This window comes from Paenarthrobacter sp. RAF54_2 (assembly GCF_052113945.1).
In the GTDB taxonomy this organism is placed as follows: domain Bacteria; phylum Actinomycetota; class Actinomycetes; order Actinomycetales; family Micrococcaceae; genus Arthrobacter.
The window spans coordinates 1-1307 of the sequence record NZ_JBFRDV010000057.1 but is presented as its reverse complement, the minus strand read 5'-3'; the positions used below and the strand labels follow the sequence as shown (position 1 = coordinate 1307).

Genomic DNA, 1307 nt, shown 5'->3' with positions numbered 1-1307 from the left:
GGCTGCAGGAGAAGAGACCTCACACATCCTCAGCGGGTTGACTGCCCAGCTGCCTGATCGTGATCCGGAAGAGACCGCGGAGTGGATTGAGTCCCTTGATGCGTTGATCGCGGAGCAGGGCACGGAGCGTGCCCAGTACATTATGCGTTCGTTGTTGCAGCGTGCCGGTGCCCGGTCGGTGGGTGTGCCGATGGTGACGACCACTGATTATGTGAACACGATCCCGGTGGACCAGGAAGCAGAGTTCCCGGGGAACGAGGAGTTCGAGCGCCGTTACCGTGCGTACATGCGTTGGAACGCCGCGGTCATGGTCCATCGTGCGCAGCGGGCCGATATCGGGGTGGGCGGGCATATTTCCACCTATGCCGGCGCGGCGACCCTGTACGAGGTCGGGTTCAATCATTTCTTCCGCGGCAAGGACCACCCCTCCGGCGGGGACCAGGTGTTCTTCCAGGGCCACGCGTCCCCGGGCATGTACGCCCGGGCGTTCATGGAAGGCCGGCTCTCGGAGGAGGATTTGGACGGGTTCCGTCAGGAAAAGTCCAAGCAGGGCCATGCCCTATCCTCCTACCCGCACCCAAGGTTGATGCCGGACTTCTGGGAATTCCCGACCGTGTCGATGGGCATCGGGCCGATGAACGCGATCTACCAGGCCCAGTCCAACCGGTATCTGCACAACCGCGGCCTCAAGGACACCTCCGACCAGCAGGTCTGGGCGTTCCTCGGTGACGGGGAAATGGACGAGCCCGAGTCCCGCGGGTTGCTGCAGCTGGCGGCGAACGAGAACCTGGACAACCTGAACTTCGTGATCAACTGCAACCTCCAGCGCCTGGACGGGCCCGTCCGGGGCAACGGCAAGATCATGCAGGAACTGGAGGCGTTCTTCCGCGGCGCGGGCTGGAACGTGATCAAGGTCGTCTGGGGCCGGGAATGGGACACCCTGCTGGAGAACGACACCGATGGGGCGTTGGTGAAAATCATGAACGAAACCCCCGATGGTGACTACCAGACCTACAAGGCCGAGTCCGGCGGGTTCGTGAGGGATCACTTCTTCGGCAAGTCCCCGCAGACCAAGGACATGGTCGCGGACCTGACCGATGAGCAGATCTGGGGCCTCAAACGCGGCGGGCACGATTACCGCAAGGTCTACGCCGCGTACAAGGCAGCGGTSGAGTTCAAGGGCAAACCCACCGTGATCCTGGCCAAAACCGTCAAGGGCTACGGCCTGGGCCCGCACTTCGAAGGCCGCAACGCCACCCACCAGATGAAGAAGCTGACCATGGAAGACCTCAAGGCCTTCCGTGAGA

At 62.8% G+C, this 1307-nt stretch carries 1 pseudogene; it reads left to right on the top strand.

From position 1 onward, the window contains the following. Positions 1-1307: pseudogene (locus tag AB4Y87_RS25865) on the top strand (pyruvate dehydrogenase (acetyl-transferring), homodimeric type); the annotation flags it as partial.